22 protein-coding genes are annotated in these 23887 nt (G+C 59.1%); 11 read left to right on the top strand and 11 right to left on the bottom strand.

The window, feature by feature from the left end:
• Positions 1 to 3 precede the first annotated feature (3 nt).
• Positions 4 to 675, bottom strand: coding sequence for a 6-phosphogluconolactonase (pgl, locus tag ACR0JW_RS01255; RefSeq protein ID WP_170677308.1), 672 nt, complete (start codon positions 673 to 675; stop codon positions 4 to 6).
• Positions 672 to 2126: a glucose-6-phosphate dehydrogenase gene (gene zwf, locus ACR0JW_RS01250; RefSeq protein WP_170677309.1), complete on the bottom strand. Its 1455-nt coding sequence runs from the start codon at positions 2124 to 2126 to the stop codon at positions 672 to 674. Before zwf ends, pgl begins: the two co-directional genes overlap by 4 nt.
• Before the next feature lie 163 nt (positions 2127 to 2289).
• Between zwf and ACR0JW_RS01245 the strand changes: the two genes are divergently transcribed.
• Entirely contained in the window at positions 2290 to 3243 is a 954-nt protein-coding gene (locus ACR0JW_RS01245; protein WP_170677311.1) for a radical SAM family protein, read from the top strand.
• A gap of 3 nt (positions 3244 to 3246) precedes the next feature.
• Here ACR0JW_RS01245 and ACR0JW_RS01240 read toward each other — a convergent pair whose 3' ends face one another.
• Together ACR0JW_RS01240 and ACR0JW_RS01235 are read right to left on the bottom strand one after the other, a co-directional pair.
• Entirely contained in the window at positions 3247 to 3876 is a 630-nt protein-coding gene (locus tag ACR0JW_RS01240) for a hypothetical protein (RefSeq protein ID WP_170677313.1), read from the bottom strand.
• Between the two features lie 168 nt (positions 3877 to 4044).
• Positions 4045 to 4314 carry an usg protein gene (locus ACR0JW_RS01235; protein WP_170610835.1) on the bottom strand — a complete coding sequence of 90 codons (270 nt, stop codon included), beginning with the start codon at positions 4312 to 4314 and terminating at the stop codon, positions 4045 to 4047.
• Between the two features lie 193 nt (positions 4315 to 4507).
• Between ACR0JW_RS01235 and gyrA the strand changes: the two genes are divergently transcribed.
• Together gyrA and ACR0JW_RS01225 are read left to right on the top strand one after the other, a co-directional pair.
• Positions 4508 to 7234, top strand: coding sequence for a DNA gyrase subunit A (gene gyrA, locus ACR0JW_RS01230; RefSeq protein WP_480713508.1), 2727 nt, complete (start codon positions 4508 to 4510; stop codon positions 7232 to 7234).
• A gap of 87 nt (positions 7235 to 7321) precedes the next feature.
• Positions 7322 to 8131: a M90 family metallopeptidase gene (locus tag ACR0JW_RS01225; protein WP_480713507.1), complete on the top strand. Its 810-nt coding sequence runs from the start codon at positions 7322 to 7324 to the stop codon at positions 8129 to 8131.
• Between the two features lie 40 nt (positions 8132 to 8171).
• Here ACR0JW_RS01225 and ACR0JW_RS01220 read toward each other — a convergent pair whose 3' ends face one another.
• Genes ACR0JW_RS01220 through ACR0JW_RS01210 form a run of 3 tightly spaced genes read right to left on the bottom strand, consistent with a single transcriptional unit; the run spans position 8172 to position 11596 of the window.
• Positions 8172 to 9641 carry a carboxypeptidase M32 gene (locus tag ACR0JW_RS01220; RefSeq protein WP_480713506.1) on the bottom strand — a complete coding sequence of 490 codons (1470 nt, stop codon included), beginning with the start codon at positions 9639 to 9641 and terminating at the stop codon, positions 8172 to 8174.
• Between the two features lie 5 nt (positions 9642 to 9646).
• The gene (gene ctaA / locus ACR0JW_RS01215; protein ID WP_480713505.1) at positions 9647 to 10792 is read right to left on the bottom strand and encodes a heme A synthase; all 1146 of its coding nucleotides are present in this window, start codon (positions 10790 to 10792) and stop codon (positions 9647 to 9649) included.
• Positions 10793 to 10852: 60 nt separating this feature from the next.
• Entirely contained in the window at positions 10853 to 11596 is a 744-nt protein-coding gene (locus tag ACR0JW_RS01210) for an RNA methyltransferase (protein WP_170610821.1), read from the bottom strand.
• Between the two features lie 162 nt (positions 11597 to 11758).
• On the opposite strand from ACR0JW_RS01210, the gene ACR0JW_RS01205 reads away from it, so the two are divergent.
• The gene (locus ACR0JW_RS01205; RefSeq protein WP_170677324.1) at positions 11759 to 12379 is read left to right on the top strand and encodes a thiamine phosphate synthase; all 621 of its coding nucleotides are present in this window, start codon (positions 11759 to 11761) and stop codon (positions 12377 to 12379) included.
• Here the strand turns inward: ACR0JW_RS01205 and ACR0JW_RS01200 are convergent.
• A complete protein-coding gene (locus ACR0JW_RS01200; RefSeq protein ID WP_170677326.1) occupies positions 12376 to 13515 on the bottom strand; it encodes a HupE/UreJ family protein in 1140 nt (379 codons plus the stop codon). The genes ACR0JW_RS01205 and ACR0JW_RS01200 overlap by 4 nt on opposite strands.
• A 161-nt stretch (positions 13516 to 13676) precedes the next feature.
• Between ACR0JW_RS01200 and ACR0JW_RS01195 the strand changes: the two genes are divergently transcribed.
• The 3 genes from ACR0JW_RS01195 (at position 13677) to ACR0JW_RS01185 (ending at position 16225) form a co-directional block, all read left to right on the top strand.
• Positions 13677 to 14570, top strand: coding sequence for a PfkB family carbohydrate kinase (locus ACR0JW_RS01195; protein WP_480713504.1), 894 nt, complete (start codon positions 13677 to 13679; stop codon positions 14568 to 14570).
• Positions 14567 to 15481, top strand: coding sequence for a pseudouridine-5'-phosphate glycosidase (locus ACR0JW_RS01190; protein WP_480713503.1), 915 nt, complete (start codon positions 14567 to 14569; stop codon positions 15479 to 15481). Before ACR0JW_RS01195 ends, ACR0JW_RS01190 begins: the two co-directional genes overlap by 4 nt.
• 66 nt (positions 15482 to 15547) lie before the next feature.
• Positions 15548 to 16225: a DUF502 domain-containing protein gene (locus tag ACR0JW_RS01185; RefSeq protein WP_170610807.1), complete on the top strand. Its 678-nt coding sequence runs from the start codon at positions 15548 to 15550 to the stop codon at positions 16223 to 16225.
• On the opposite strand, the gene ACR0JW_RS01180 is transcribed toward ACR0JW_RS01185, so the two are convergent.
• Together ACR0JW_RS01180 and ACR0JW_RS01175 are read right to left on the bottom strand one after the other, a co-directional pair.
• Entirely contained in the window at positions 16226 to 17251 is a 1026-nt protein-coding gene (locus tag ACR0JW_RS01180) for a patatin-like phospholipase family protein (protein WP_480713502.1), read from the bottom strand.
• Between the two features lie 64 nt (positions 17252 to 17315).
• On the bottom strand, positions 17316 to 18089 hold the full coding sequence (locus ACR0JW_RS01175) for a 3-hydroxybutyrate dehydrogenase (RefSeq protein ID WP_170677334.1): 774 nt from the start codon (positions 18087 to 18089) through the stop codon (positions 17316 to 17318).
• A gap of 301 nt (positions 18090 to 18390) precedes the next feature.
• On the opposite strand from ACR0JW_RS01175, the gene ACR0JW_RS01170 reads away from it, so the two are divergent.
• Entirely contained in the window at positions 18391 to 20205 is a 1815-nt protein-coding gene (locus ACR0JW_RS01170) for an extracellular solute-binding protein (protein ID WP_170677336.1), read from the top strand.
• 562 nt (positions 20206 to 20767) lie between these two features.
• Positions 20768 to 21001, top strand: a complete 234-nt coding sequence (locus ACR0JW_RS01165; protein ID WP_321252695.1) for a hypothetical protein — start codon at positions 20768 to 20770, stop codon at positions 20999 to 21001.
• Here ACR0JW_RS01165 and ACR0JW_RS01160 read toward each other — a convergent pair.
• The gene (locus ACR0JW_RS01160) at positions 20990 to 21613 is read right to left on the bottom strand and encodes an XRE family transcriptional regulator (RefSeq protein WP_170610796.1); all 624 of its coding nucleotides are present in this window, start codon (positions 21611 to 21613) and stop codon (positions 20990 to 20992) included. The two genes, ACR0JW_RS01165 and ACR0JW_RS01160, sit on opposite strands and share 12 nt — an antisense overlap.
• A 64-nt stretch (positions 21614 to 21677) precedes the next feature.
• Here ACR0JW_RS01160 and ACR0JW_RS01155 point away from each other — a divergent pair, with 64 nt between their 5' ends.
• Together ACR0JW_RS01155 and ACR0JW_RS01150 are read left to right on the top strand one after the other, a co-directional pair.
• Positions 21678 to 23195: a class I adenylate-forming enzyme family protein gene (locus tag ACR0JW_RS01155; protein ID WP_170677338.1), complete on the top strand. Its 1518-nt coding sequence runs from the start codon at positions 21678 to 21680 to the stop codon at positions 23193 to 23195.
• Positions 23192 to 23851: a DsbA family oxidoreductase gene (locus tag ACR0JW_RS01150; protein ID WP_170610790.1), complete on the top strand. Its 660-nt coding sequence runs from the start codon at positions 23192 to 23194 to the stop codon at positions 23849 to 23851. The genes ACR0JW_RS01155 and ACR0JW_RS01150 overlap by 4 nt, the downstream gene beginning before the upstream one ends.
• The last annotated feature ends 36 nt before the right edge of the window (positions 23852 to 23887 follow it).

Here is a 23887-nt window from a genome sequence, read left to right as displayed (position 1 = left end):
TCATCACTCCGCCCAATGTACCGTCAAACCGCTCAGAACCGCAGCGATCGGCGCTTCTTCCGGCGGCAGTGACATTGCCCGTTCCAGCGCCTCGCGCTTGGATGCGCCATAGATGACCAGATGTTTGGACAGCGCCCCATCCAGTACCGGCGCGGTCAGGGTGATGCGCGCTTCGGGCTGAACTTCGGTACGAGCCACCGCCAGCGTAGGTGCGTGGCTGCTCAGGGCTGCCTCGAGCCCGTCCATACCGGGAAACAACGATGCCGTATGCATGTCTTCGCCCATGCCCAGCACCAGAACCGACAGAGGAAGAACCGGCGCAATCAGGCTTTCAATCTCGGGCAAAACCTCTTCGGGCGCCTTGCCGGCAACATAAAGCGGAAGATATTGCGCGACCGAGGCCCGGCTGGTCAGCAAACGCTCGCGAATGAGCCGTTCGTTCGAGCGGTCGTGGTCCCCCGGAACGCAGCGTTCATCCGTCGGCAGGACACATACCCGATCCCACTCAAGATCGGCGGCGCAAAGCCCATCGAAGATCGGCCCCGGTGTCGTGCCCCCCGGAACAGCCAAAGACACCACGTCATGGTGCAGCAAGGCCGCCTCAAGATCCCCGGCCAACGCGTTTGCCACATCGATGGCCAGCATGTCGCGGTCTGCATATTCCTGAATATTCATGGCTTTATCCCTTGCCAGTGGCGACCATCTCTTTTCATCAGCTGCTCGGCATCGCCCGGACCGGTGCTGCCTGTATCATAGGGTTTCGGCACGTCGCCCCGCGCCTGCCACCCGGCAATGATCGGGTCGGTCCAGGCCCACGCGGCCTCGACCTCGTCCCCGCGCATGAACAGGGTCTGGTTGCCCCGGATCACGTCCATGACAAGCCGTTCATAAGCGTCCGGCGGGTCCTGATTTTCGGGGCCCAGAGCAACGGCAAAGCTCATGTCCAGCGGCACGTCGATCAGACGCATCCCCCCCTGTCCCGGTTCCTTGATCGTAACCTTAAGCGTGATGCCCTCATTTGGCTGCAGCCGGATGGACAGCGCATTGGCATGCCGCCCGGATTCCTCACCAAAGATCGAGTGCGGCGCATCCTTGAACTGCACATTGATCACCGAGGACCGCGCCACCAGCCGCTTGCCCGTGCGCATATAGAACGGGGTCCCCGCCCAACGCCAATTGCTGATATGGGTCCGCAAAGCCACGTAGCTTTCCGTGGTCGAACGCGGGTTGCCCACAACGTCACGATAGCCGGGCATACCGCCGCCTGCCGCGAATTGCCCGCGCACGATGTGGTGCGGCTCAACCGGGTCCAGTGCGCGAATGACTTTCAGCTTTTCATCCCGCACCGCGTCCGGGTCGAACTTGGCCGGCGGTTCCATCGCGATCAGGCACAGAAGCTGCATCAGATGGTTCTGCATCATATCACGCATTGCACCTGCGCGGTCATAATACTCCTCGCGGCCGTCTATGCCGACGGTCTCGGCAACGGTGATCTGGATGTGATCGACATACTGGCTGTTCCACAACGGTTCGAACAGCATGTTCCCGAAGCGGACGGCCATCAGGTTCTGAACCGTTTCCTTGCCCAGGTAGTGATCAATCCGATAGATCTGCCCTTCTTCGAAATGCGCCGCCAAAGTCGCATTCAGGGCCCGCGCACTGTCCAGATCATGCCCAAAGGGTTTTTCAACCACGATCCGCGTTTGCGAGGTCGCCAGATCGTTGGATTTGATCCTCTCCGCCAACGGTCCAAACAATCTTGGCCCAACCGAAAAGTAAAAGGCGCGGATGCGGTCGGTTGTCAGTTTTTCCGCCAGCCGATCCCATCCCACTGTCGACACGGCATCCAGAGCGACATAATCGACACGTTGAAGGAAGCTTTCCAGCGCCGCTTCGTCCTGACAATGCCGAGACGCGTGCTGACGCAGAGATTCGGCCACGATATCGCGGAACCCCTGACAGTCATGATCCCCTCGTGCCGCGCCGATGATCTGGACATCGTCGGGCCATTGCCTTGCACAGAACCTCCGGAACAACGCAGGAAGAATCTTGCGCTTTGCCAGATCGCCGGTTGCGCCGAAAATGACCAGATCGAACGGGTCCACAGGTATGACACGAGAAACCATGGGTTTTCCTTACCTTGCCCCTGACGGCATGTCCAATGTTAGCGCAATCAATTTTCAATTCTCGCAGGTCATCAAAACTCTGTCAGGACCGCCGCGTCATACTTAACTCTGCTGTCCCGAAAGGTTAAGTCATTCTGACGACTACAAGGAACCGGATACGGGAATGAAAGACAACGCTGCCCAAATCGCCAATGCTGGAAAATTTCAGGACAAACTGATGACAGCAGACGGTCAGATTCGCGCCTCGGTAAAGCTGAGCAATCCCGAAACGCTTTGGTTCAACACCGGAACCCTATGCAATATCGAATGCGTGAACTGTTATATTGCCAGCAGTCCAACCAACGATGCTCTGGTCTATGTCACGGCGGCGGAGGTGACCGATTTTCTGAAGCAAATCAAATCCAGAAACTGGCCGGTCCGCGAAATTGGGTTCACTGGCGGCGAGCCGTTCATGAACCCCGAGATGATCGACATGACCCGTGCCGCCTTGGACCACGGATTTGAGGTCCTGATCCTGACCAACGCCATGAAGCCGATGATGCGCCGCAAGATGAGCGAGGGCCTGTTAGGTCTGCAACGTGACTTTGGCGACAAGCTGACATTGCGGGTCTCGGTCGATCATTTCCTTCCCGAACTGCACGACAAGGAACGCGGTGCAGGAAGCTTTGGCAAAACCCTGACCGGGATGGAGTGGCTGCGCGACAACGGGATCAAAATGGCGGTTGCCGGGCGGACGGTCTGGGGGGACAGCGACGCCGAAAGCCGCGCCGGCTATGCGGCGTTTTTTGCAGAGCATGGTTTTGACATTGACGCGCACAACCCTGGTCAAACTGTCCTGTTTCCCGAGATGGACGAAACCGTAGAAGTGCCTGAAATCACGACCGCTTGTTGGGGCATTTTGGACAAATCCCCCGACAGCGTCATGTGCGCCTCGTCCCGCATGGTTGTCAAACGCAAAGGCGCGGATCGTCCGGCGGTTCTGGCCTGCACCTTGCTGCCCTATGAGGCTGAGTTCGAGATGGGGCCGACACTGGCGGACGCCGAGGCGGACGTGCACCTGAACCACCCCCATTGCGCCAAATTCTGCGTCCTGGGCGGCGCAAGCTGTTCCGCCTGAACCTCAGTTCAGCTCCGGGGATTTCCAGTATTTGGTTCCTGACGCCCCGGCAGAGACGCGCCAGCCCTTTTTGCTGAGCACAAAGAACGAACGCCCCTCGGTGAACCGGACCGTCTCGCTTTTGCTGTCATCGCCGTACATGGCACCGGATTCAGCCGTCGCGTCGTATCCGTAGGCGATAAAGTGTTCCAGATCTGCGGGGGTCTCGAACAGGATGACGAACTTGGTTTCAAAACCGCCAATGCCGATGGCCGCACCTACCCCACCTGTTCCCATATTCATGTAAGTGTGCTGACCTGTTTCTTTTGATACCGCCACGCCTCGGCCATATCCTGCGGAAACAGGAAACACCGTGACTTTTCGGGAATCAAACACCGCATAGCCTGCACTGATTTCATAAAGAAACGCCGCATCCGGGTTTTCCGCCAGCAACTGGGTAAGTACCGTTTCCGCCATAGCATCCAGCTTGGCGCGTGTTTCTTCCGGGGTGGCTTCGTTAGACACCAGATCGGCGGTTGAATTGAGCGTCTCATCAACCGCGCCTGCGCCCTTCTTGAGTGTCCCGCCGACGGCTTCGGCCCCCTGACCGATGGCGTCCGCCGTGCTTTCAGCACCCTTTTTTATCTTGTCCAAAACTCCTTCGGACGATGCCGGCCCGCAAAACGTCAAACAGGCGGCAACCGCAATCATTACTCTCTGCATCAGGCTAATCCGTGTGTGATCCGAAGTCTGAAGCGCACCTTAACCGATACAACAGAAAATGACACAGGCAACATCAACAGCTGCCATTCAGGTCCGTTTTCAGTTCACCCGAAATTCACCCACCATGTTACGCCATTCACCCGGTGCGATCATCTTGCGGTGCGTGAACCGGACGGAATGAAGCGGTCCTTCGATTTCACGCTGCCAAAAGTCGATGAAATCAAACAGCTTTGGGTGATCCGGCGCAAGATCGTAATCCTGCCAGATGAATGTATTCAGCACATGAATGTAGTCGGGCATGTGATAGAAGAATTCCGCTGTTGTCAGCCCGTACCCCTTTAACATCAGCTCCGTTTCACTTCGCTCCATGCAGACCTCCGATTTCTGTCAAGGTCTCTTCAGCATAGCACGCAAACCACCTAATCCTTACTTAACAATATGTTACTCTGATGTTACCGAGGTTATTCTTGCGCGATTACGCAGGTTGCTTGCACCTTATGTGCCGGGTCTGATAAGGTGCATCCACAAGATATAGACTCCGCACAAAGAACGGGCAGTTTACGTGAGCGATACGCCAGAAACCCCTGAAAACATGGACGAAACCCCACCGGCACGCCCCGCTTATGACGGCCCGACGGTGTCCATCGAATCCGAGATGCGCACGTCGTACCTCGATTATGCGATGTCCGTCATCGTCAGCCGCGCAATCCCCGATCTGCGCGACGGGCTGAAACCGGTCCACCGGCGTATCCTCTATGCGATGCACGAGACCGGGAACACGCACGACAAGGCATACCGCAAGTCCGCGCGCCCCGTTGGCGATGTGATGGGTAAGTACCACCCGCACGGTGACAGCGCGATCTATGACGCGCTGGTGCGGATGGCGCAGGATTTCTCAATGTCGCTGCCGCTTCTGGATGGTCAGGGCAACTTTGGATCGATGGACGGCGATAACCCGGCGGCCATGCGGTACACCGAAGTTCGAATGGACAAACCTGCTGCGTCGCTGCTGGCCGATATCGAAAAAGAGACGGTCGATTTTCAGGACAACTACGACGGCAAGGACAAGGAACCGACTGTCCTGCCCGCGCGCTTCCCGAACATGCTGGTCAACGGTGCCGGCGGTATTGCCGTTGGTATGGCGACCAACATCCCGCCACATAATCTGGGCGAAGTGGTCGATGCCACGCTGGCGCTGATCGACGATCCGGACCTGACCTCCGAGCAACTTATCGAATACGTCCCCGGTCCCGATTTCCCGACCGGCGGCGTGATGCTGGGCCGCTCCGGTGCGCGCAAAGCCTATCTGGAAGGCCGCGGCAGCGTCATCATACGCGCCAAGACCCGCGTTGAGGAGATCCGCAAAGACCGTTACGCCATTGTCGTGGACGAGATTCCCTATCAGGTGAACAAAGCTGCGATGATCGAAAAGATCGCCGAAGCCGTGCGTGAAAAACGCATTGAAGGCGTTGCCCATGTACAGGACGAATCCGACCGCAACGGTGTACGCGTGGTGGTCGAGCTGAAACGCGACGCGACCCCCGAAGTGGTTTTGAACCAGCTTTATCGGTTCTCGCCGATGCAAACCTCGTTCGGCTGCAACATGCTGGCGCTGAATGGTGGCCGCCCCGAGCAGTTGACCCTGCGCCGCTTCCTGACCTCGTTCATCGACTTCCGCGAAGATGTTGTCGCCCGCCGCACTGCATACGACCTGCGCAAGGCCCGCGAACGCAGCCATATCCTGTGTGGTCTGGCAGTGGCCGTTTCGAACGTGGACGAGGTGGTCGCCACGATCCGCTCGTCAGCAGACGCCGCAGAGGCGCGCGAGAAGCTGATGACCCGCCGCTGGCCCGCTGCCGAAATCGAGGGTTATCTGCGCCTGATCGACGACCCTCTGTCCAGAATGAACGACGACGGCACCTATAACCTGACCGAAGTTCAGGCCCGTGCCATCCTCGAACTGCGCTTGCAGCGTCTGACTCAACTGGGCGTCAAAGAGGTCACGGACGAGCTGGAGCAACTGGCCGCCAAGATCAAGGAATACCTGGATATACTGTCCTCGCGCGAGCGCATCATGGGCATCATCGGCGATGAGTTGCGCGAAGTGCGTAACCAGTTTGCCGTTCCGCGCCGTACCGAGATCGTCGACTGGTCCGGTGACATGGAAGACGAAGACCTGATCGAGCGTGAAGACATGGTCGTGACCGTCACTTCGGGCGGGTACATCAAACGCACGCCGCTGGCCGATTTCCGCGCCCAGAAACGCGGCGGCAAGGGTCTTTCGGGTATGCAGACCAAGGAAGAGGACGTGGTCACCACCCTCTTTGTGGCCAACACCCATACGCAATTGCTGTTCTTCACCACCGACGGGATGGTCTACAAGCTCAAGACCTGGCGTTTGCCGCAGTCCGGGCGCACCGGCAAGGGCAAGGCTATCGTCAACATCCTGCCGATCCCGACCGGCGTCTCTATCGCGGCTATCATGCCGGTGGATGTACCGGATGATGAATGGGAGAACCTGCAGATCGTATTCGCCACCAGCGCCGGGGATGTACGCCGCAATGCGCTGAGCGACTTCACCAACGTCAAGCGCAACGGTAAAATTGCGATGGACCTGCCGGAAGGCGTGGAACTGGTGAATGCGCGCATCTGTTCGGAAGATGACGACGTGATGCTGGTCACCAATTCCGGCCGCGCGATCCGGTTCCAGACCACGGCTGTCCGGGTTTTCAAGGGCCGCAAGTCGACGGGTGTACGCGGCATCAAGCTGACCAACGGCGACCGGGTCGTTTCAATGTCGGTCATCCGCCATTTCGAGGCAACCTCGGACGAGCGTGCCGCGTATCTCAAGATGCGCCGCCTGATGGCCGGTGTTACCGATGAGGCTGAGGCCGACGAGGATGAAGGCAACGCCGACAGCGTTCTGCCTCAGGAGCGGTATGCCGAGATGTCGGCGGCCGAAAACCTGATCCTGACCATCACGACAGGCGGTTCGGGCAAGCTGAGCTCCAGCCATGATTACCCGGTTCGCGGGCGCGGTGGCATGGGCGTTGCGGCCATGGACAAAGCCATGCGCGGTGGCGAACTGGTGGCTTCGTTCCCGGTTGAAATCGACGATCAGATCATGCTGGCCACCTCCAAGGGCCAGTCGATCCGGGTGCCGGTCGATGGCATTTCCTTCCGCTCGCGTTCGGCAGGTGGCGTGAAGGTGTTCAACACCGGGAAAGGCGAAGAAGTCGTCAGCGTTGCCTGGATTGCCGATCAGGGCGACGAAGAGACTGAAGAGTAAATTCTGCCGGGCCGCGCAGTCATTCTCTGCGCGGCCCCGGCAGCAAAAAGCGTTTCTGTCTCGGTATCTTCCGACTAGAGTGACGCCATGTTCATCCTGATCGCCTGCCTGCTGCTTGTCACCGGTTTCCTCGGCTATCGCTACTGGTCCAAAAGGCAAACGCGGAACTCTCTGCTGTCGTCTCCTTTGTCCGATCACGAGCGTGCCGTGATCGCCGATCAGGTTCCCATGATCAGAAGGCTCCCGGCCCGGTTTCGGACCACGCTGGAGGGCAAGGTCAACCTGTTTCTCGATCAGGTCGAGTTTTATGGCTGTGACGGGCTGGACGTGACCGAGGAAATGCAGCTTTCGATCGCGACGCAGGCCTGTCTGCTCGTGGTGAACAGTGATCTTTGGTATGACAATCTGACCACGATCCTGATTTATCCCAGCGCTTTCAAATCCCGTCAGAGCCGACGCAGCGGTTACGTCGTGACCGAAAAAGAAATCGTCCGCACCGGTGAAAGCTGGGACCGCGGGCCGGTTATCCTGTCCTGGGCGCATAGCCGTCGGGGCGCGATGGATGACCGTGACGGGCAAAATGTCGTACTGCACGAATTCGCCCACCAGATCGACGACCTGTCAGGCGGCACAAACGGCGTACCAGTCCTGAGCGAAGGTCAGAGCTTTGCCGAGTGGGAACGCGTCTTCCTTACCGCTTTTGACGCCCATGTTCACGCGGTCGAGGCCGGGCGTCGCACCGTTATCGACCCTTATGGCGCCACAGGGCACGAAGAATTCTTCGCAGTTTCAGTCGAGGTGTTTTTCGAACGGCCCCAAGCTCTGAAACACGAGGTGCCGGATGTATACGAACAGTTGTCCAAACTGTTCCGTCTGGACCCGGTGACGTGGGGTTGAACTGCGGCCAGGCTGCGAAACCCCGTGCGCAGTTCTTTTTTCACAATCCGTAAATCGATCCGAACTTCTCTTCCAGATAGGTCAACAGCGGCTCAGGGCCCGGCGCCAAACCGCTGGCGCGGGCGATGATTTCCCGCGGCGCATACAACCCGCCATGCCGCTGCACGTTTTCGCGCAGCCATCCGGTTGCACCCGATGTATCGCCCTTGGCAAGCTGCGCATCCAAACCCGGAACTGCGGCGCGTAAGGCCTGATGCAGACACCCGGCATAGACATTGCCCAGTGAATAGGTCGGGAAGTACCCAAACAGCCCGATCGACCAGTGCACGTCCTGCAAACATCCATTCGAGGGCTTGTCGACCGCGTAACCGAAATCGGCCTTGAACCGGTCGTTCCAGGCAGCCTCCAAGTCACTCACCTGCAGATCACCTGCCATCAGCGCACGTTCCAGATCAAAGCGCAGCATGATGTGCAGATTGTACTGCACCTCATCCGCTTCGGTCCGGATGTACCCGTTGTGGACGCGGTTGACGGTTGCATAAAACGCATCCGCATCGGGGATTCCAAAACCGCCGAAAACCTCGACCATCTGACCGAACAGCCAGCCCGTGAAGGCGCGCGAGCGGCCCAGCTGGTTCTCGTATATCCGGCTTTGGCTTTCATGCACGCCCATGGACACGCCGCTGCCCAGCGGGGTCAGCAGATAGGCACTGTCAATGCCCTGTTCATACGCGGCGTGGCCAACCTCGTGAATCGTTGAGTAGAAACAATTGAACGGGTCGGTCTCGCTGGTCCGCGTGGTAATCCGCACATCCAGACCAGAGCCCGAGCTGAACGGATGCACCGCCTTGTCCACGCGGCCGTTGTTCAGGTCATAGCCGAAGGCTACAGCCAGCTGTTGCGACAGTTTCATCTGCGACGCTTCATCAAACCTTCCGCTCAGCGCAGCCGGTTCCGGCCGGTCCAGAACCGCAGCACGCAGGGCAACCAGCCGCGGGCGCATCTCATCAAAGTTGGCGGCGATCTGGGCACCTGTCGTATAGGGCTCATAATCCTCGACCATAGCGTCATAAATGTCGCCGCCCTGCGCCAGGGCCTCACCTTCCTGGCGTTTCAGCGAGACGACCTCAGCCAGAACCGGAAGAAAGGCCGATACATCTTCATCCGCACGAGCCTGCGCCCATTTCCCCTGCGCCGCGGATGTCACGCGGGCAATTGCCGTCGCCAGATCAGCCGGCACCTTGACCGCCCGTTCATAAGCACGGCGAATTTCGCGCAACTGGGCCTTACCGATCTCGTCCTGCGGCGCGGCCTGATCCAGCCAATCGGCCACCCGCGGGTCGGACCGGCGGGCATGCAGAACCGCCTCGATCGCCGCCATTTCCTCGGCCCGTTGAGGGGCAGCCCCACGCGGCATGACTGTTTCCTGATCCCAACCCAGACGCCCGGCAATCTGTCCCAGGGCCGAGGTTTCGCGCTGAAAAGCCATCAGGTCATTGAATGCAGTCATGTAAGTCACGCTCCGCGTAGTGAAGTTGCGATGGGATAGGCCGTCAGGAAACGCGCACGCAGGATCAGCGTCCAAACAACAACGGCCATGAACTGATGGAATATGGCGATCTGCCATGGCGCCCCGTAGACCACCGTCAGGATTCCCACGACCACTTGCAGCGACAAGGCCGCAAAGGCCGCATTGAATGCAAATCGGGTCTGAGGATGCGCGCTGGTTCCGCCACGACGCCAGACGACAACCGCAAACGCGAACAGAAGATAACCGGCGCAGCGATGGATGAACTGCACCAGCCCCGGGCTTTCGAAGAAGTTCCGCCAGATCGGTTCCAGCATTGTTGCGTCAGGTGGCAAAAGCTGCCCGCCGATCAACGGCCAGTCGGTATAAGAACGACCGGCGTCGATCCCCGCAACCAGGGCGCCAATGAGTATTTGCAAAAAGGCGAAATGCATCAGACCGGTTGAAAGGGAAAACAGCTTTGCCTCTTTCGCGCGGCGGGCCTGCATCAGGTCTCGCTCCTCCCGGCCCAGCAGAAGGATGTACCAGGCGAGGAACCCTAAGATCACGAAGGCCAGCCCCAGGTGTATTGCCAGCCGATAGCTGGCGACGGCCGTCATCCCTTCGCCCTGGGTCACGCCCGAGGCGACCATCCACCAGCCAACTGCACCCTGAACGCCACCCAATGCGCCGGGGATCAGCAATCGTCCGGTCCAGCCGGTCGGTATCCTGCGCGTCACCAAGAAGCCCAGGAACCCGAGCGCCCAGACCAAACCGATCACACGGCCCAGCTGCCGATGACCCCATTCCCACCAGTAGATCGACTTGAAATCTTCGAGTTCCATCCACTGGTTCTGAATGCGCCATTGATCGATCTGCTTGTATTTGTCGAACTCGGCCTGCCAGTCGGCCTCGGACATCGGCGGGATGGCTCCGGTAACAGGGCGCCATTCGGTGATCGACAATCCGCTGTCGGTCAGCCGCGTCAACCCGCCTACGGCGATCATGATCACGACCAGGGCAAACAAGCTCATCAACCAGACACGAATGGCCACGCGCGCACCGCGCCGGCCCCGGTCGATCATCCCCGGCTGCACCGCCTTTTGTTTTTCGGTGTCCGAGACTTCTTCGAAGATGCTGCGCTTGCCGCTCATGCCGTCCTCATGCCTTTGATTTTCACGCAAGCTAGGGCTACCGGAGTGTAAGGTCCAGCCTCAGCCCTTTTCCTTCCAGCGGACCATCTGCCGCATGACACCGTGCAACATCTGCACATCTGCCCGTGTCATGTTCATCCGCGACCAAAGATTGCGCAGGTTCACCTTCATCCCATCGGCCTTCTCAGGCGGATAAAAGAAACCCGCGGTCTCAAGCCGGTCTTCGAAATGTTCGGCCAATTTCTCAACCTCGATCCCTGTCGCCCAGTCGCCCTTGCCCAGATCGGTGGTCTCATGCACCACGTCTCCGGTCTGGCGCATCCACTCGTAAGCGGTCAGCAGCACGCACTGCCCGAGGTTCAGCGAGGCGTATTCGGGGTTCACAGGAACCGAAATGATGGCGTTTGCCTTCGCAATATCCTCATTCTCAAGTCCTGCACGTTCGGGTCCGAACAGAACCGCAACCTTTTGACCGGCCGCGACTTTTTCGGCGGCCAGTTGCATGGCGCGCTCGGGGCTGTAAACCGGTTTGGTCAACCCGCGCTGACGGGCCGTGGTGGCAAAGACAAAGGTGCTGTCCTCAAGCGCTCCGGCCAGGTCATCGAACAGCTGCGCCTCATCCAGCAGCCGCCCCGCGCCGCTGGACATGGCCACTGCCTTGGGGTTGGGCCAGCCGTCCCGGGGAGCCACGATACGCATCCGATCCAGACCGAAATTCCACATTGCGCGCGCGGCTGCGCCGATGTTTTCACCCATCTGCGGGCGCACAAGCACGAATGAGGGCTGGGATTTGTCGCTGGGCATGGCTTACTCCGAAAGTTCCGCCCGCTCTAATACCCTGTCACCGACGAGGCAAGCCAATCACCTTGTTCTGCTCTCAAATACCCGCTCGGCAGGCATAAAAGTTTGCTTCCACCGCTCAATCCGCTAAACCCCGCCAAAGACAGAAATCCGAAGGACGCGCCAATGGACACCCCCGAGCAGCCGCAGATCTACCTGATCACACCGCCGGCCATCGAACTGAGCCGATTCCCTGAAAGACTGGCGCGCGTTCTGGACAGCACAGAAATCGCATGCATCCGGTTGGCCCTGGCAGGCAACGACGAGGATGCAATCGCACGCGCGGCCGATGCCTGCCGTGAAGTCGCCCATGCGCGGGACGTGGCGCTGGTGATTTCAAACCACGTTCTGCTGGCGCAACGTCTGGGTCTGGACGGGGTGCATCTGGATGACGCCGCCCGTTCCGTGCGGTCCGCCCGTAAGGAACTGGGGGCAGATGCGATCGTCGGAAGCTTTTGCGGAGCTTCCAGCCATGACGGCATGACCGCCGGTGAAGCCGGGGCGGACTATGTCGCCTTCGGGCCGGTTGGAACAGACAAGCTTGGCGACGGCACGCGCGCCGAACAAGATCTGTTTCAGTGGTGGTCCGAGATGATCGAAGTCCCGGTTGTGGCCGAAGGCGGTCTGACGGCTGAGCTGATTGGCAGTCTGGCCCCCTGCACTGACTTTTTTGGGATCGGCGACGAAATCTGGGCGGGTGATGATCCTGTCGCAGCGCTGACCGCTTTGTTGGCGCCACTTTCCTAGAAAGGAAGGAAGGGCCGAACAAAGGTAAATGCCCCGAAGCCGGCAATCACGAGGGATAGCAGAACCGAAATCCGCAGCCTGAGCCGGATCGATCTGCGGGAAACCGCCAGTGCCAATGCAAACAACACAACAGCGGCCGAGACCGGCACGGTCAACGCACCCAGACCAAAGCCCAGAACCGCCGGTGCCAGCCGATCCGGCGGTACTCCGATCGCCGTCAAAGCGAAGGCCTGGCTTAAACCGATCAGACCACCCACCAGAGCAACAGTCAGCAAACGCAGAAAGCCCGGTCGCCGGACTGTAACGTTCCACACACCCAGCACCACGGTTGCTGCGGGCATGAGATATGGCACCCAGGCACAGGGGATCGTGACAAGCTGTAGCGTGCCCAATATCAGACCAACCGCAGTGGCCAGCGCGAAAGCAGAAAGCTGCCATAAGACCGCCGACACCCAAAGGGCGTGCAGCACCAGCAGCAACGCAATCAGGATAACCGGCAGCCCGTCTGTCGTGGCATAAACGATTCCGTTGGAGAAATAGGCCTTCAGGGTTTGACCCGGGTCCATACCGGCCCCACCGCGCAGCGGAATCAGAGGGCTTGTCTCGCCCGTCACAAGATACCCGGTATAAGGCGCATCCACCCCCTGCTGCCTGAGGACCATCGGCCCGTGACCTTCGGGCCAGGTCAGCTGCAGGCTGGACGCGCCGGGCGGTAAAGCCCCGGCCAGCAGAACCCGTGAAATCCTTGGCACCTCAGGGTCTCCGGCCACAGGAACGCGGGAACCTTCGTAGGACAGCGTGACGGGTCCACCTGCAAACACGTTCATGGACGGCGACCAGCCTTTCATGAACTGCTTTATGTGCGGCTCAAGTTCCGAAGACGCCAAGCGGCGCAGTCTTCTGTACTCACCTGAAACGGGCGACGGATCCTCTGAAGGGTTAATCCCGGCGACGAATGCCTCGGCATTCATGCTGATTTCCAGAAACAATGTGCCCTGATTGATCCGAAAATCCACCACTGTCGGTTTCGCCGTCTGAGCTGATGCGTTGCCGACTGCGATCCAGAAAACCAAAGGAGCAACAAGAAGAAGAAGTACAGGGCGGGTTTTGAATAACGCTCTGACAATGCGGCTCATTTGCTGCAATCCAACATGAACATGAATACCGACAACATATCCTTCAATTGTTCTGCCGATAACGCGCGATGGCAAGCCAAAACGGCAGGCCGTGGCAGGAATTCCCGTTGGCGTTAACGTTCTGACTTGCACGGATCACGGGGCTGCGGCATGACAACGGCATGACTCAGACCAGTGAAATTTTGTGTATCGGGTCCGTCCTGTGGGACGTGATCGGACGATCCGCCAGCGTCATGCGTCAGGGCTCGGACGTTCCGGGGCGGATTACCCGACTGCCTGGTGGCGTGGCGATGAACATCGCAATGACGCTGGTCCGCTTTGGTATGACCCCGACCCTGCTGACCGCCATAGGCCGTGATCCCGAAGGTGACGAGCTTGTGCACGCCTGTGCACGCCTTGGGATGGTGACAGACCATATTTACCGCTCGCAGGATTTGCCGACAGACCGGTACATGGCGGTCGAAGGTGCAAACGGTCTGATTGCCGCAATCGCGGATGCCCACTCTCTCGAAGCCGCCGGGGCCAAGATCCTCCGGCCACTGATGCACGGGCCATTGGGGTACGAAAATACGCCGTTCGAAGGTCCGGTTGCGCTGGACGGGAACCTGACGCAAGACCTGCTGGAGGAGATCGCGCAAAGTCCGGCGTTCTCTCGCGCCGATCTGCGCGTTGCCCCGGCCTCACCCGGCAAGGCCGAGCGCCTTCTGCCTTTCCTCAAACACGCCCGCGCGACGCTTTACGTCAACCTCGAAGAGGCCGGTCTGCTGTGTCAGCGCGAGTTCGGGGATTCCGAAAGCGCTGCCCAGGGCCTGCTGGATCGGGGCGCGCTACGGGTTTTGGTAACGGATGGCGGCAACTTGGCCACTGTCGGCTCGGCCGATGGCATCCAGACCCAGAAACCCCCATCCGTTTTGGTTACGCGCGTGACCGGCGCGGGTGATACTTTCATGGCGGCCCATATTGCCGCTGAAGCAAATGGCGCAGATAGCGACGCGGCTCTGACCCGCGCTCTGCACGCAGCCGCAACTTATGTTTCCGGAGAAACCCCACTGTGATCGACATCCAATACTCAGCCGAGGTCCGCGCCGCCAAAGACGCAGGCCAGCCCATCGTTGCACTTGAAAGCACAATCATCACCCACGGAATGCCCTACCCGCAGAACATCGAGGTCGCCGCGCAGGTCGATCAGGATATCCGCGACGCAGGGGCGGTTCCGGCCACCATGGCGGTGATCAAGGGCAAGCTGCATGTTGGGCTGGAACCTGAGCAGTTACAGGATCTGGGCAAGGCGCAGGGTGTCGCCAAAATCTCGCGCGCCGACATGGCCGCCTGTATCTCGACTGGCGGCACCGGTGCGACAACCGTTGCTGCGACGATGATCGCCGCTCATTACGCGGGGATCGAGGTTTTTGCCACCGGCGGCATCGGCGGCGTGCATCAGGGGGCCGAAACCTCGTTCGATATTTCCGCCGACCTGCATGAGCTTGCACAGACGCCCGTGACGGTCGTGGCCGCGGGTGCCAAGGCCATTCTGGATCTGGCCAAAACGCTCGAGGTTCTGGAAACGCTGGGCGTTCCGGTGATTGCTCATGGTCAGGATGAATTCCCGGCCTTCTGGTCAGCCAAATCACCCTATGCTGCGCCTTTGCGCATGGACAGCCCGGAAGATATTGCCAAAGCCCACTCAACCCGCCGCGCCCTTGGCCTGCCCGGGGGACAACTGGTTGCAAACCCGATCCCCGAAACCGACCAGATTCCGGCCGATGAACTGGCACCGATCATCGCATCAGCCCAATCCGACGCCGAGACACACCGGATCACGGGAAAAGGCGTCACCCCTTATCTTCTGCAGCGTATATTCGAGCAGACCAAGGGCCGATCCCTGACGGCCAATATCGCGCTTGTTCGCAACAACGCCCGCCTTGCCGCCGGCATCGCAAAGGCTTTGACCCGCAACACCGCCTGACACCGTCCCTATTGCACCATCACGCCAGACTGCTTAATTGCAGTCTGCAAACCGCTCGGAACTAAGATGAATACACCGTTTGACGAAGAACCGCATCGCCGCCCCGGCCTGTTTGCAGGCCTGCGGGCGTCGTTTCTGACGGGGATTGTCGTCATTGCGCCGGTCTGGCTTACAATCTGGTTGATCTGGTCCGTGGTGGGCTGGATCGACAGTGCGGTCCTGCCGCTGGTGCCGCAAAGGTTTCAGCCGCAGGAATATGTCGGCATCAACCTGCGCGGCGTCGGGGTCATCATCTTCCTGATCTTCACGGTGATCGTGGGCTGGGTGGCCAAGGGCATACTGGGACGTTCGCTGATCCTTTTTGCAGAACGCGTTGTTGATCGGATGCCTGTCGTCCGCTCGGTCTATTCCGGGATCAAGCAAATTTCCGAAACGGTTTTTGCCCAAACAGACCGCTCGTTCGAAAAGGCTTGCCTTATCCAGTATCCGCGTCGTGGTATCTGGGCGATCGGCTTCGTGTCCACCACCGCCAAAGGCGAGGTCAGCCGCCTTGCAGAAACCGGCGGCGAACTGCTCAGCGTGTTTGTTCCGACGACCCCGAACCCCACATCCGGGTTTCTGCTGTTTTTTCCAGCCGAAGACGTCATCCTACTGGACATGACGATCGAGGATGCCGCGAAACTGGTGATCTCGGCAGGTCTTGTTTATCCAAACGAAAAAGACCCGACCCGCCCGCCAGAGTGATCAGCCAAACATCGCACGCAGATCTACTGTGCTACGCGCACCCAGATCGGTTTTATGGGCTGACAGAAAGCCGTCCGCGGCTACCCGGCCCGCCTTTTTCAGCTTGTGCAGGATCACCGGGTTGGGAACGGTCTTCGTGGCAACCGACAGACTGTTCATCAACTCATTGTCTGCGATCATGTGAACCAGAACCCGGCTCATCTCACCCACCTTCAGTTTGCCCTCACGCAACAAGCGCTGCACAAAGTCAATCGCCCTGAGTTCGCGAAACAGGGACGAATTGAAGCTGATCTCGTTGATCCGGTTCTGAATCTGCTGTGGTGTCTTCGGAACCTCGTCCCGCTCAAGCGGGTTGATGTTCACGATGACCACATCATCCGGCAACTCGTCATTGAACAAAGGAAACAGCGCAGGATTTCCCGCAAAACCTCCGTCCCAATAGGCCTCGGTTCGCCCCGTTTTCGGATCGAATATCTCTACGGCCTTAAAAAGCGTCGGCAGGCAGGCCGAGGCGAGTATGGCATCCGTCGATACATCTTCGCCCGTGAACACCCGGATCTTGCCGCTGCGCACGCAGGTCGCACAGACAAACAGCTGCGGGCCTTCGTTCGCGCAAATCTCGCCAAAGTCAAAACGGTCGACGACGGACTTCAACGGGTTCTGGTAAAACGGACCGTAGGCATAGGGCGAAACCATGCGCGACCACGCGTCGCCAATCGAATAGGGAAGCGAATACTCCATGGCCTGCGCGATCTGGGCAGGCTCCAGCGCCTGCATCCAGTTGGCGATCCGCATGTCGCCAACCGCCCCCATGCGCTTCCACAGTCCGTTCAGACACTCTCGCGCGCCTTCGCGCCCGGCCCGCACCATCCCGGACTTGAAAGCCGCCCCGTTCAATGCTCCTGCGGATGTGCCGGTAATCGCGGCAACCTCAATATCCTCTTCATCCAGCAACCGGTCCAGTACACCCCAGGTAAAGGCGCCATGTGCGCCGCCGCCCTGCAAAGCCAGATTGATCCGTTTCAAAAGCCCGCCCCTTCATCTTTTCCGAAATGCTCCGGGGGTATGGGGGCCGCGCCCCCATGAAAAACTACAGGGCAGTCCAGCCGCCATCGACGGAAATCGTCGTTCCGGTAATTTGCGCCGCCGCATCCGAGCACAAAAACAATGCCGTCCCGCCAAGTTGCTCGACCGTTGCAAACTCTTTCGAGGGCTGGCGTTCCAGCATCACGTTCTTGATCACGTCCTCGCGGCTCATGTTGTATTCTTTCATCGTGTCGGGGATTTGCGCCTCGACCAGCGGTGTCAGAACATAGCCCGGGCAAATGGCGTTGCAGGTGATCGGTTCCTGCGCCGTTTCCAGCGCAACTGTCTTGGTCATGCCGACCACACCATGTTTGGCCGAAACATAGGCCGCCTTGTAGGGTGACGCCGTCAGACCATGGGCCGACGCGATATTGACGATGCGCCCCCACCCGGCCTTCCGCATCATTGGCAAAGCTGCCGCCATCGTGTGAAAGGCCGAGCTCATGTTGATCGCGATGATCGCATCCCATTTGTCGACCGGGAACTGGTCGATCGGCGCGACGTGCTGAATGCCCGCATTATTGACAAGAATGTCGCAAGCCCCGGCCTTTTCGATCAGGGCCCGGCAATCATCCCCCTTGGACATGTCGGCCTGGATATATCGCGCGTTGGTTCCGGTCTCGTTCGAGATTTCAGCAGCCAGTGCATGGTCCTCATCCCGATCGGTGAACGAATTCAAAACCACATTGGCGCCCGCCCTGGCCAGTTCGCGCGCAACGCCCAGCCCGATCCCCGAATTTGATCCCGTGATAATTGCCGTCTTTCCCGAAACGCTCATCGCCGCTCTCCTGCTGAGTCAGAATTTCCGACACAGTGCCATGCTGCACGTGCAAAGAAAACGGGGAAAGCTGGGGCCAATGCAACTCCTCTAGCACCGACATCACCATCACAAAAAAACGCCCGCACGAAGCGGGCGTTAAGTTATTGAGGCAGGTTTCATACAGGCAAGAAACCTATCGAGCAGTGCATCCTTTATAAGCAATTCTGCGCCTTCGTCCAAGCTAAAAGTTTGATAATAAGAAAAATCATGGCTACGGTGAATCCCAACAAAATAAGGCCAGAGCAGGATTGTTTCCAAAATGAGCCCCGATTTTTCACCCTCCCTTCGTTCAATGCTGGTGGGAATCACCGGCATTTTTGCGACCACATTCGCCCATGCAGATTCGTCTCATGGCATAGCTATGTATGGCGATCCCGCCCTACCACCGGATTTTGTGTCTCTGCCTTACGTAAACCCGAATGCACCAAAAGGCGGAAAGGTCGTTTTCGGGAATACCGGCGGCTATAACAGTTTGAACCCGTTTGTGCAAAAAGGCACGTCACCCTGGCAACTGAGATTCTGGACCCATGAGAGCCTGATGGGCCGATCCTGGGACGAACCTTTCACTCTTTACGGGTTGTTAGCCGAATCAGTTGAGACAGCCGAGGACCGATCCTGGGTGGAATTCACGCTGCGCGAGAACGCCCGATTCTCGGACGGTAGCCCGGTCACCGTGGACGACGTGATGTGGTCCTATGAAACTCTGGGGACCAAGGGGCATCTCCGGTATCGCGGGTTGTGGTCCAAGATCGACAGCATCGAACAGACCGGTCCACGCTCGGTCAGGATCACATTCAACGAACCTGACCGCGAACTGGCGCTGATTGCGGGCCTGCGCCCGATCCTTCAGAAGGCACAATGGGACGGCAAGGATTTTGCCGACGCACAGTTGCACGATGTTCCAATCGGCTCGGGGCCTTATGTCGTCGAGGACTATGAGGCCGGGCGCTTCGTAAACCTGCGCCGTAACCCAGACTACTGGGGCAGCGATGTTCCATTCCGCCGTGGCACCATGAACCTCGATGAAATGAGGATCGAATTCTACGGCGATCAGACCGTGTTGTTCGAAGCGTTCAAGGCCGGGGAACTCTCCGCCATTCGGGAATTCAACGCCGACAAATGGGACACGCAATACAATTTCCCCGCCGCGCAGCGCGGAGACGTGATCAAAACGGAAATCCCGCATGGCAAACCGTCGGGCATGACCGGCTTTGTGATGAACACGCGCAAGGCGCCATTCGATGACTGGCGTGTGCGCGGGGCGCTGACGCTGGCTTTCAACTTCGAATTCATCAACGACACCATCACCGGCGGTGCCCAGCCCCGGATCACCTCGTATTTTTCGGGCTCTGACCTGGCGATGCAACCCGGGCCAGCGACGGGCCGGGTCGCCGAGTTGCTGCAACCGTTTGCCGATGATCTTCTACCCGGAACGATTGAAGGCTACAGCCCACCACAAGGTGATGGCTCGGCGCGCAATCGCGCCAATATCCGAAAGGCCGCGAACCTGCTGTCCGAAGCAGGGTGGACCATTCAGGACGGTGTGCTGCGCAACCAGAATGGCGATGCCTTCACCATGACCGTTTTGCTGCAGCAGGGCGACAGCGATATGGCCACCGCAGTCGAGATCTATTCCCGTGCACTGGAACGCCTTGGCATTCAGGTGACAACCGAAACGGTCGACAACGCGCAATACACCGGTCGCATCTCGGAACACGATTTCGATATGACGCCATTCCGAAGGGCCATGTCCCTGTCCCCCGGAAACGAGCAGCGCCTCTATTGGGGCAGCGATGGCGCGAACACGCCCGGAACCCGGAACCTGATGGGTGTCGCTTCACCCGCGGTCGACGCGATGATCGATGCGATGCTGGCTTCGGAAACGCGGGAAGACTTTGTCGCGGCCACCCGCGCGCTTGACCGCACCCTGACCGCTGGCCGGTATGTCATTCCGATCTGGAACTTCGATGTCGGCCGTATCGCGCATGTGAAAGAGCTTAAGTACGCGCCAAACCTGCCCATTTACGGCGATGGCCCGCAATACATGCCCGAGGTCTGGTGGTATCAGGAATAATCTGCAGCGGGCGTACCCCTCCTCGCCCGCGTTTGTGCGGCGAAACCCGCTTTACCAACGCCTCGTAACGCTCGTCTAACGTGTGCTGCCCCGGTCTTCTCGGATGGCGGTTGTCAGGGAATACTTCGGCGGAAAGTGGCACATGTCAAAACACCGCAGCATATGACTGCTTACGCAGCGTCCGTCACAATATGTTGTTGGACCTTCTAATTTCAGCGAAAATTGCTCCAATGGACACAAGAACCTTTACGGATCGGGTGCCGGGCATGTAACGTGTCATCAAATCGAACCTCAGTGAACCGTGCAAAAGTTGTTGAGTTTCGGTGATATAGTTGCGGGCGGTTCGCCCTGCCCTGGTGGTTCACGGACCGGCCGCCACTCACTCCGAAACGCAGGTCCGTGGCCCGTTGCGGACGTTCCGCAGCGGGCATTTTCCGTTCCGGTCATCACATCCCCGGGTGCGACATTTTGTCATGCATGTATATACCCCGCCCCTACGTAACCTGATATCTGGGGGCCGGGCAGTCCTGTAGCACAAGAAACGGAAAGCTCGCTGATGATTATGAAATGGACAGAACTGACGCAGGATTGGAACGGATCCTTGGCGCGCGCTAAGCGGCGCTTTCCGAACCTGCGTGATCAGGATGTCGCGCATTTCCGGCAAGACAGAAAACAGTTCGAGGCTTACCTGGCGGAACGGCACCACCTGACTGTGAACGAAGCCCGGGAAGAACTGGAGGATTTCCTGTTCACCGAAAGCCTGAATCGCGAATTCGATCAGACGTTACGCAAGTGACGTAACCCACAGGATCAACGCGTCTTCGTCACTGACCGAGACGACGTTGTGACCCATGCTTCCGTCGTAATAGGCGCTGTCGCCGCGGCGCATTTCGACAGGTTCATAATACTCGGTATAAAGCCGCACGACGCCTGTCAGAACGTACAGGAATTCCTCACCATCATGACGAACCCAGCCATCGAACTCGTCCATCGAGCGGGCGCGTACGCGGGCCCGGTAGGGCAGCATTTGTTTTTTCGTCAGCGTTTCGGCCAGCAACTCATGCTCGTATGTCGTCGTGGCATGGGCCGCACCTTCCCCCATCCGTGTGACGGACATGCGTCCAATGACCTGATCGCGCTGGGGTGGCGTGAACAGTTGAGGCACCGAAATCCCCAGCCCCGTCGCGAGTTTCTTCAGGGCATCATAGGTCGGCGACATCTGACCGTTTTCGATTTTGCTGAGCGTTGAGCGCGCCAGACCGGCCTGGGTCGCCGCCTGTTCCAGCGTCCACTTGCGGGCCTTGCGCAATTCGCGCACGCGCGCGCCCAGATCCAATGGCTCGGGTTCGACATTTTCGCCGGCATCGCGGGCGATACGGATCAGGGATTTCGGGTCCTGCGTTCTCATGGCACTTCTATAGGGCCGGGCCGCGCCGCTTGCAACGCGCCTTGCCCCGCGTTAGCCAGACGACATGCTGTCCATTTTTGATCAGGGTCCGCCTGCCCCTTGCCCCACTCCGTTTAACCTCGCAGCGCACGTTCTGCGCCACGCAGAGCGGGTTCCGGAAAAAACCGCGCTCTCCGTTCTGAATGAAACGGCGACCGAGGACTGGAGCTATCGGCAACTGCTGTCTGCCGTTCTGGGCACCGGCACAGGATTGTTGCAGGCCGGGTTGAAACCCGGCGACATCGTTCTGATGCGCCTTGGGAATACTGTAGATTTCCCGATTGCCTACTTGGGGGCGATTGCCGTCGGTGTCGTTCCTGTTCCGACGTCATCGCAACTGACGGCGCCTGAAACGGCCCGCATGATTGACGACCTGTCCCCGGCCGCCATACTGAAGGCACCGGATGTTGCCTGTGCCCCGCACCCCCGGCAAATTGATCTGGCAACGTTGCGTGCCATGCGTGATCTGCCGCCCGCCACCTTTGATCTCGGTGATCCGGATCGGCTGGCTTATGTGGTCTATACCTCGGGGACATCGGGCAAGCCGCGTGCGGTTGCGCATGCGCATCGCGCAATCTGGGCACGGCAAATGATGGTGGAAGGGTGGTATGGGCTGCGCCCCGAGGATCGGCTGTGTCATGCCGGTGCGTTCAACTGGACCTACACGCTTGGCACTGGCCTGATGGATCCGTGGACCATCGGGGCGACGGCGCTGATCCCCGAACCGGGAACCGATCCGGCAGCATTGCCCGACTTGTTGCGGCGTCACGGGGCCACAATCTTTGCCGCAGCACCCGGCGTGTACCGAAAGATGGTTCAGCGGACAGACCGGCTCAGCCTGCCCGACCTGCGCCACGGACTGTGCGCAGGCGAAAAACTGTCGCGACACCTGCACGAACGCTGGACCGAGGTGACGGGAACCGAACTTTACGAAGCCTACGGCATGTCCGAATGCTCGACCTTCATTTCCTCGAGTCCTGAAAACCCGGCCCGGGGCGAGGCATTGGGCCAGCCGCAACCCGGTCGCAAGATCGCAATTCTGGGACCCGATGGCCCTGTTCCACAGGAGCAGGAAGGCACAATCGCCATCCACCGGTCCGACCCCGGCCTGATGCTGACTTATCTGAACGCCCCGGATGAGGCTCAGGCCCGCATGCAGGGGGACTGGTTTCTGACCGGAGATCAGGGCGCCATGGCGATCGACGGGCAAATCACCTACCTGGGTCGCGACGATGATATGATGAATGCAGGCGGCTATCGGGTTTCGCCAGTCGAAGTCGAGGCCGTCTTGTCAAAATACCCCGGGATCACACAGGTCGGTGCCGCATCGGTCGAGGTCAAGCAGGACACATTTGTGATAGCTGCCTTTTACACCGGCCCCGAAACTCTGGACGAGACGGCCTTGCGTGCCTATGTCCAGGACAACCTTGCGCGATACAAACAGCCCCGCGCTTTCGTACATCTGCCGGCGCTTCCCGCAGGCGGCAATGGGAAACTCCTGCGCCGCGCATTGCCGGCCTATTTCAAGGCACCTAACTCATGACCCAATCCGTCAAGCTTGATATTCTGTCCGATCCGATCTGCCCGTGGTGCTATATTGGCAAAACCCATCTGGACAAAGCGCTGGCCGCCATACCGGATCATCCTTTCGTGATCGAATGGCATCCGTTTCAACTGAACCCCGACATGCCGGACGCGGGCATGGACCGCCGAGAATACCTTGAGCGCAAGTTTGGCGGCAAGGATGGTGCCGTGCAGGCCTATGCGCCCGTGGTCGAACACGCCGAAAATGCTGGCCTGAAAATCGATTTCGAGGGCATGAAACGCACGCCCAACACACTTGATGCGCACAGGCTGATCCATTGGGCCGGGATTGAAGGCAAGCAGGACGCGGTGGTCGACGCCTTATTCGATGCTTATTTTGTGCAGGCACGCGACATCGGCGACCATGAGGTGCTTGCCGATATCGCCGACAGTCAGGGTATGGACGCGGCCGTCGTCATGAAGCTGCTGAAATCCGACGCGGACCGGGACGATATCCGCAACCGCGATACGCACTCACGGGAAATGGGTGTTGGGTCAGTACCGACCTTCATCGTGGCCAACAAACACGCAGTTCCTGGCGCCCAGCAGCCGGAAATGTGGGAAAAAGTCATCCGCGAAATCATGTCTCAACTTGAGGCTTCCCCTGCAAATTAGCACATAGTCCTGTGCGTTTGCGCTATAGCGCCGCCT

It is taken from the genome of Ruegeria sp. BG6, assembly GCF_056538465.1.
The sequence above is the reverse complement of the archived record's forward strand: the minus strand, read 5'-3'. Positions and strand labels throughout refer to the sequence as shown.

Coding starts and splice junctions, on each gene's coding strand:
- pgl (WP_170677308.1), bottom strand. CDS start 675: ATGAATATTCAGGAATATGCAGACCGCGACATGCTGGCCATCGATGTG.
- zwf (WP_170677309.1), bottom strand. CDS start 2,126: ATGGTTTCTCGTGTCATACCTGTGGACCCGTTCGATCTGGTCATTTTC.
- ACR0JW_RS01245 (WP_170677311.1), top strand. CDS start 2,290: ATGAAAGACAACGCTGCCCAAATCGCCAATGCTGGAAAATTTCAGGAC.
- ACR0JW_RS01235 (WP_170610835.1), bottom strand. CDS start 4,314: ATGGAGCGAAGTGAAACGGAGCTGATGTTAAAGGGGTACGGGCTGACA.
- ACR0JW_RS01225 (WP_480713507.1), top strand. CDS start 7,322: ATGTTCATCCTGATCGCCTGCCTGCTGCTTGTCACCGGTTTCCTCGGC.
- ACR0JW_RS01220 (WP_480713506.1), bottom strand. CDS start 9,641: ATGACTGCATTCAATGACCTGATGGCTTTTCAGCGCGAAACCTCGGCC.
- ctaA (WP_480713505.1), bottom strand. CDS start 10,792: ATGAGCGGCAAGCGCAGCATCTTCGAAGAAGTCTCGGACACCGAAAAA.
- ACR0JW_RS01210 (WP_170610821.1), bottom strand. CDS start 11,596: ATGCCCAGCGACAAATCCCAGCCCTCATTCGTGCTTGTGCGCCCGCAG.
- ACR0JW_RS01205 (WP_170677324.1), top strand. CDS start 11,759: ATGGACACCCCCGAGCAGCCGCAGATCTACCTGATCACACCGCCGGCC.
- ACR0JW_RS01200 (WP_170677326.1), bottom strand. CDS start 13,515: ATGAGCCGCATTGTCAGAGCGTTATTCAAAACCCGCCCTGTACTTCTT.
- ACR0JW_RS01195 (WP_480713504.1), top strand. CDS start 13,677: ATGACTCAGACCAGTGAAATTTTGTGTATCGGGTCCGTCCTGTGGGAC.
- ACR0JW_RS01185 (WP_170610807.1), top strand. CDS start 15,548: ATGAATACACCGTTTGACGAAGAACCGCATCGCCGCCCCGGCCTGTTT.
- ACR0JW_RS01175 (WP_170677334.1), bottom strand. CDS start 18,089: ATGAGCGTTTCGGGAAAGACGGCAATTATCACGGGATCAAATTCGGGG.
- ACR0JW_RS01170 (WP_170677336.1), top strand. CDS start 18,391: ATGAGCCCCGATTTTTCACCCTCCCTTCGTTCAATGCTGGTGGGAATC.
- ACR0JW_RS01165 (WP_321252695.1), top strand. CDS start 20,768: ATGAAATGGACAGAACTGACGCAGGATTGGAACGGATCCTTGGCGCGC.
- ACR0JW_RS01160 (WP_170610796.1), bottom strand. CDS start 21,613: ATGAGAACGCAGGACCCGAAATCCCTGATCCGTATCGCCCGCGATGCC.
- ACR0JW_RS01155 (WP_170677338.1), top strand. CDS start 21,678: ATGCTGTCCATTTTTGATCAGGGTCCGCCTGCCCCTTGCCCCACTCCG.
- ACR0JW_RS01150 (WP_170610790.1), top strand. CDS start 23,192: ATGACCCAATCCGTCAAGCTTGATATTCTGTCCGATCCGATCTGCCCG.